3 protein-coding genes are annotated in these 7,194 nt (G+C 65.4%); all 3 read left to right on the forward strand.

Going from position 1 to position 7,194, the window contains the following annotated elements:
* The first annotated feature begins 284 nt into the window (after positions 1 to 284).
* Positions 285 to 548 (forward strand): YMGG-like glycine zipper-containing protein, encoded by a 264-nt coding sequence (locus tag VGN93_RS15410; protein ID WP_064331830.1) that lies wholly within the window; start codon positions 285 to 287, stop codon positions 546 to 548.
* A 267-nt stretch (positions 549 to 815) separates the two neighbouring features.
* A complete protein-coding gene (locus VGN93_RS15415; RefSeq protein WP_327508131.1) occupies positions 816 to 2,741 on the forward strand; it encodes an autotransporter assembly complex family protein in 1,926 nt (641 codons plus the stop codon).
* A 104-nt stretch (positions 2,742 to 2,845) separates the two neighbouring features.
* On the forward strand, positions 2,846 to 7,018 hold the full coding sequence (locus VGN93_RS15420; protein ID WP_327508132.1) for a translocation/assembly module TamB domain-containing protein: 4,173 nt from the start codon (positions 2,846 to 2,848) through the stop codon (positions 7,016 to 7,018).
* Positions 7,019 to 7,194: the final 176 nt, after the last annotated feature.

A 7,194-nucleotide genomic window follows, 5' to 3' on the forward strand; every position in this document is an offset into this window, starting at 1 on the left:
GTCATATCATTTGACTTTTTGCGGCGGCGATCAACCGCTACTTTGGGGCGAAGGTGAAATTTCTCGTGACCTCTCGATAGACGAGGGTAAATCAGACGAAACGGCAACGATATTTATTCGGCCCTCAAAAAAATAGTTGCATGGCATGGACTTCCCGATTTCCGAGTATATTTTCGATGCCGGACAGACCAACCGTCGATGACGGCCCCGGTATGTGTCTGAGTAGAAGGGGATAGGGCGGACCCGGCAAACGCGGCCGCCGCTCAACTTTGGAGAAGATCTTCATGAAGAAAGTCATTGCGCTCGTTCTGGTCGGCCTCGCCGTCGCCAGCTGCACGCAGACGGAAAAGGGTGCGGGTATCGGCGCCGTCTCCGGCGCGATCATCGGTGGCGCCGTCACGGGTAATGTCCGCGGTGCTGCCGTGGGTGCTGCCATCGGCGGCGTTTCGGGTGCTGTCATCGGCAGCGTTTCCGAGCAGCCGGGCCAGTGCTACTACCGTGACCGCTACGGCCGCCGCTATATCGACCGGTGCCCGTCGGGTTACTAATACTGAAACCATGCAACCTATGCGAAGCCCCGGAGTGTCTCCGGGGCTTTTGCTTTCATCGGTGTGACCTAAAATCACCGCTGCGGTGCTTCAAATCTTGTTTCCATCCGTGTAAAACCACCGTTAACATTACGGAAAACCTAACACGTTAGGGTCTTTTCCTGCCTGAAAGCTCTGGATGAACCAGAGCGCCCGAAGTCTGTGACGGAAGCTGCCGGTCCGCCGTTTGCCCCGCACCCAAGGCGTAAAGGCGACGGATAACTGCGGATGCGGGATAAAGTGAACCGGCCGGAAAAGAGTTTCGCGTTTCTGAGAGCTGGCACCGCGCTCGCGGTCGCTGCCGCGCTTTTGTGCGGGCCCATCTCCGCCACCCCGGCATCCGCCTTCGAGATCTTCGGCATGAAGTTCTTCGAGGACGAGGAAGAAACCACCGCCGTCATCGATCCCGTCAACTACACGCTGACGCTCGAGCCCGGCACGGACGACGGCGATCTCAAAGAGGCGATCGAGAACACGACGCGCCTCAAGCAGGACGAGGGCACGCCGGTCTCCGGCGATCTCGGCCTCGTCATCAAGGCGCGCGACGACCGCGACCGCATCCTCGCCGCGCTCTACGAAAACGCCCGCTATGGCGGCGTGGTGAAGGTTACCATCGCCGGACAGGACCTTGATTCCCTGCCGCCCAATCCGGAATTCAACATTAGCGGCGCGGTCCCGGTGACGGTCAGCGTCGAGCCCGGCCCGGTCTTCACCTTCGGCGACGTCGCCTTTTCCGGTGATGCGGAGGGGCGCAATCCGGCGGATTACGGGCTGGTGCCCGGTGCCCGGGCCGATTCCACCATCATCCTCAAGGCCGGCGAGAAGATGGTCGTCGATCTCAAGGCGGAAGGCCGGCCGCTCGCCAAGCTGACGGAACGCAACGCCACGGCCGACCACAAGACACAGACCGTCGATGTGGTGATCGCCGCCGAAGGTGGGCCGGTGGCGCCTGTCGGTGAGGTCGGCGTGACGGGTACCAAGACGGTCGATCCGGGTTTCGTTCAGCGGTATTCGCGCATCAATGCCGGCCAGCCGTATTCGCCGGAGGCGCTGACGAAGGCCGCCGAACGGCTGCGCACGCTCGGCGTTTTCTCCAGCGTCACGATCCGCGAGGCCGACAAGCTGGCGCCGGATGGTTCGCTGCCGATGACCATCGAGGTCTCCGAGGGCAAACACCGCTATTTCGGCGCCGGCGCTCAGGTTTCGAATACCGACGGCCTCGGCCTGCAAGGCTATTGGGGCCACCGCAACCTGTTCGGCGAGGCGGAATCGCTGCGTGTGGAAGGGGCGATCAACCGGATCGGCGAGACCAAGGATATCGGCAATCTCGATTATTCGAGCGCCATCCTGTTCTCCAAGCCCGGCGCCTTCGGTCCGGCGACCACCTTCAACGCCAGCGTGAAGGCCTCGATCGTCGATCCGGATGCCTACAAGGCCTTCACGATCACAGGGGCGGCCGGCGTCGCGATCGAGCTTTCCGACCGTGACACGGTGAGCGCCGGTGGCGAGGTCAGCTGGAGCGACGTCGACGACGCCTTCGGCAAGAACAACTATCTCACCGTCGCCATTCCGATCGAATATGTGCGTGACACGCGTGACGACAAGCTGAACCCGACGGAAGGCTATCGCGCGATGATCAGCGCGAAGCCGAGCTACGAGATCGAGCGCGGCACCTTCTTCTCGAGCTTCGAAGGTGCGATCACCGGCTACCAGGCGCTCGGCGAGGAAAAACGCTTCGTTCTGGCCGGAAAGATCGCTGCCGGCACGATCATCGGTGGCGATGAATTGTCCGACATTCCGGCGACGCGACGCTTCTTCCTGGGCGGCGGCGGCACGGTGCGCGGCTACGGCTACCAGGAGATATCGCCGCGTGACAGCCGCAACAAGCTGCTCGGCGGCCGCTCCTATGTGGCGGCCTCGGCGGAGGCGCGCATCGGCGTCACCGAGACGATCGGCGTCGTGCCCTTCCTCGATGTCGGCACGGTCTCGACGGACGAGGTGCCGGATTTCAACGATATCCGGGCGGGTGCCGGCATCGGCCTGCGCTACGCGACGCCGTTCGGGCCGCTTCGGCTCGATGTCGCGGTGCCGCTCAAGAAATATCCGGGCGGAACCTCCTTCGGGGTCTATGCCGGTATCGGCCAGTCCTTCTGACTGTCGCCCCAATTTTCGTCTAGGCTCTTGATCGATTGCGCGATTTGGATTCAAGACGTTGAGGAGCGAATGTTTGCGCTCCCCGCACGCGAAATGGATGATGCATGAACAGGCTGTCCCGAATTCTCCGCGCCACGCTTCGATATATCGGCTACGCCCTTGTGCTTTTGCTGGTTGTTCTTGTCGCGGCGCTCGGATTTGTCGGTTTTACCGATGCGGGCGCGCGTTTTGCCGTTTCGCAGGTGGAGAAGATCGCGGCTGCGAGCGGGCAGGTCATCTCGATCAGCGAGCCCTCCGGCCTGCTCACGGGGCGGCTTCGTGCGGGCGCGATCACCCTCGGCGACGACAAGGGCACCTATGCGGAAATCCGTGACCTCGCCGTCGACTGGTCTCCGTGGGAGCTGCTGTTCTTCTCCTTCGATGCCGAGCGCATCGCCGCCTCCTCCGTCTCCCTGCTGCGCCTGCCGGAGCCGAAACCCGACACGGAAAAATCCGATACGCCGTTCACGCTGCCGGTGGAGGTGCATGTCGGCGCGCTGGAGGTGCCGGAACTCCTCGTTTCGGGCGTGGTCGCCGGACGCGACCAGCGCGTCGTCGTCACGGGCAGCGGGGATGCGACCGCCGACAGCGTCGCGGTCAAGCTTTCCGCCGCCGAACTGGCGCGGCCAGATGCCCGGGTCAGCGCGGATATCGTCTTCAACCCGGCCGACAACCAGCTTCGCCTGGAAGCCGACGTCGCCGAGCCGAAGGGCGGGTTGCTGGCGGCGCTGCTGAAGCTTCCGAACGATCCCGCCGTCGCGATCCGGTTGACCGGCGACGGCCCGCTGTCCGAATGGACGGGCCGTCTTTCCGCCGCACTCGACGGCACGGAAATGCTGCACGTCGACGGGCGTCACGACCTTTCGGCGGGCGGGTTGCACACGATCGCCCTCAATGGCGGCGGCACCTTCGACGCGCTGATGCCGCCGCAGCTTCGCCCGCTCTTTGCCGGCGAGACCGGCATCGACGTCGTCGCGGCCTTCGACGGCTCGGATATGCTGCGCATCGAGAAGGGCTCGATTTCGACGGGCGCGATGACGCTCGGCGCATCGGGCACCGTCAGCGCCAAGGGCGCAAACGACCTCGATGTGAAGCTTGCCGGCCGGGATGGGCCGATCGATTTCCGCTGGCCGCTTGCCGGGGGCGATGCGCGCGTGCTGATCGAGGGCGCCGATGTTTCGCTGACAGGCGAGGCGAGCGCCGCAGCGCTCCAGGTTGATGCGACGGTCGTCTCAGCGGCGTTGCCGGCCGGCCGGGTGGAAAACATCCGCCTTTCGGCCAAGAGCGACGCCTTCAACGTGGCGAGCCAGTCCGGCCGCGTGGATGTGACGCTGGAAACGGGTGCTACGGCCTTCGCCAATGCCGATATCGACCGCATGGTGAAAGGGCCGGCGAAGCTCGTCGCCACGCTGAACGTGTCCCCAAGCGAGATCGCCTTCGACCCCGCGACGCTCGAAAGCGCCAGCATCGGCGGCACGCTCTCGGGCCGCTACGGCATCGAGAGCCGCGAGGCGGACGTCGATTTCCGGCTCTTCGCGCTGCCGGCCGTGTTGCCGCCGGCGCTGTCCGGCAAGTTCGACACGACGATCGCGATGGAAGGACGGGTGCAGCTCGCAAGCGACGGCGCCGTCCAGGTCTCCGGCCTCCAGGTCAAGTCCGGTACGCTGGAGACGGCAGGCACGGTGTCGCTCGGCGGCGGCAATCTCGACGCTGCATTGATCGGCAAGGTGCTCAACCTGGGCAAGCTTCTCGCAGACGCCGCGGGCGAGGCGGCCTTCGAGCTTTCCGCGACCGGCCCCGTCCAGGGGCTCGACGTTTCGGCCAAGGTCACGTCGAGCGACGCGACGCTGTCCGGCCGCACGCTCAGCGATCTCGTCGTGACGCTCACCGGCAAGGCCGTCGCCGACAGCCCGTCCGGCGAGTTGACGGCAACCGGTGCACTCGACGGGCAGCCGATCAATGTGCGCTCCAGCATCACCTCGGAAGGCGGGCGCATCTCGGTGCCGGTGCTTGAGGCGGAAATCGGCCCCAACACGCTGAAGGGGTCGCTGGCGCTGGCCGAGAATTTCATGCCGGATGGCACCATCCGCTTCAATTTTCCGGATCTCGGCCTGCTTGCCGCCATGGCCGGCCAGCAGGCGGCCGGCGATCTAACCGGCCAGGTGGAAATCGCCACGACGAACGGCAAGACGTCGGCGACGGTGCAGGCATCCGGCTCCGCCATTCGGCGCGATGCGGTGAGCATCACCAAGCCGGCCGTCGATCTCACCATTTCCGACCTCGCCACCGCCGCGATCACCGGCACGATGCGCGCGGAACGGATCGCGTCGGGCGAGAACCGGCTCGAAGCCCTGACGCTTGATTTTTCGCGCGAGGGGCAGGCGACCAACTTCGATCTCTCCGGCCGCCTCGACGGTGCGCCGCTCGTGACGAAGGGCAAGGTCCTCCAGCGAGACGGCGGCCTCGACGTCGCCTTGCAGGCCTTCGAGGCGGCGCCGCGGCGCATCGCGCTGAAGCTTGCCAAGCCGACGACCATCGGCGTCACCAACGGTGTGGCGACGCTCGACGGGCTCACCATCCAGGCAGGCCGCGGTTCCGTCGCCGTCTCCGGCCGGGCGGGCGAGACCCTCGATCTCGCGCTTCGCCTCAATGCGCTGCCGGCCGACCTCGTCAATAATTTTGCCGCCACCCTCGGTGCCGAGGGTACGATCAGTGGCACGGTGACGGTCAAGGGCAGGGCGGCGGCACCCGTCGTCGACTACGCGCTCGACTGGAGCGGGGCACAGACGAGCCAGACCCGCGGTGCCGGCATCGGCGCACTTAGCATCAATGCCAAGGGCGCCTTTGCCAACAACCAGGTGCGGCTCGACACGGTGCTCTCCGGCGCAGGCGGCCTGTCCTTCCGCGGCGGCGGCACGGTCGGTATCGGCGGCGCCACGCCGCTCGGGCTGAAATTCAACGGCACGGTGCCGTTCGGCCTGTTGGAGGGACAGCTCTCCGCGCAGGGTTTCGTGCTGACCGGCAATGCCAATGTCGACGTGTCGATCGGCGGCACGGCGGCGGCCCCCTCGGTTACCGGCAGCATCACGGCGGGCGGCGCGCGTCTCGTCGATGTGCGCCGCAACCTCGCGGTGGAAAACCTGACGATCCGCGTCACCATGGACGGGCGCCAGGCGGTGATCGAGACCGTCTCCGGCAAGCTTGCGAGTGGCGGCCAGCTATCGGCGAGCGGCCGCGTCGGTATCGATCCGGCAAGCGGTTTCCCGGTCGATGTGACTGTCAAGCTCGGCGACATTACCTATGTCGACGGCACGCTGGTGACGGCGAATGTCGCCGGCGACCTGACGCTGAAGGGGCCGGTTGCCGGGCTTTCGCTCGGCGGCAAGCTGCACATCAACAAGGCGAACGTCACCATTCCGCAGAAATTGCCGGCTTCGCTTTCCGAAATCGCCATCAAGCACCGCAATGCGCCGGCCGATGTCAAGCGCATGACGGCGGATGTGCAGCGCGACCAGGGCAGCGGTGGCGGCGCCTCGCGCGGCATCGCGCTCGATCTGACCATCGAGGCGCCGGGCCAGCTTTTCGTGCGCGGGCGCGGCATCAATGCGGAGCTCGGCGGTAGCCTGAAGATCACCGGCACCTCGTCGTCGCCCGTCGTCTCCGGCGGCTTCGAGCTCAGGCGCGGGCGCATGGAGATCCTGACGCGCCGCCTCGATTTCACCAGCGCCCATATCGGCTTTGCCGGCGGTCTGGTGCCGACCGTCAACCTGGTCGCCGGAAGCAGCGCCGGCACGACGGAAATCACCGTCACGGTGGCGGGCCTTGCCAACAACCCGACGGTCACCTTCGCCTCCTCGCCCTCGCTGCCGCAGGACGAAATCCTGGCGCAGCTCATCTTCAACCGCTCGATGTCGAACCTTTCGGCCGTGCAGATCGCGCAGCTCGCCTCCGCCGCAAGCCAGCTTGCCGGCGGCAGCTCGACGGGCCTGCTCGACAGCCTGCGCAGCAAGCTCGGTGTCGACGACCTCGACATTACGACCGATGCCGAGGGCCGGGCGGCCGTCTCGGCCGGCAAATACCTGAACGAACGAACCTATATTGAGCTGAAGCAGGACCCGGAAACCAACGGCGCCAAGGCCGTCATCAACCTCGACGTGGGCCGTGGCCTGAAATTGCGCGGCGAAGCCGGCAGCGGCGGCAGCGCGGGGGCGGGTATTTTTTACGAGAAGGAATATTGAGGCTGATGGGCTCTCGCTCTTTGCCTCACCCTGAACGTCATCCTTATCTGTGCGTGCCGCCTGATTTGTTATGATGGAGCGGTGGGCAGCGTACCATTGTCATCCCAGGTCTTCAGAAGACCGTGTCCGAGCACGGTCCGCTGCCCCTTGTCGCGTTTTCACCCGAACAGTTGACC

The organism is Shinella sp. (assembly GCF_035998705.1).
Lineage (GTDB): Bacteria > Pseudomonadota > Alphaproteobacteria > Rhizobiales > Rhizobiaceae > Shinella.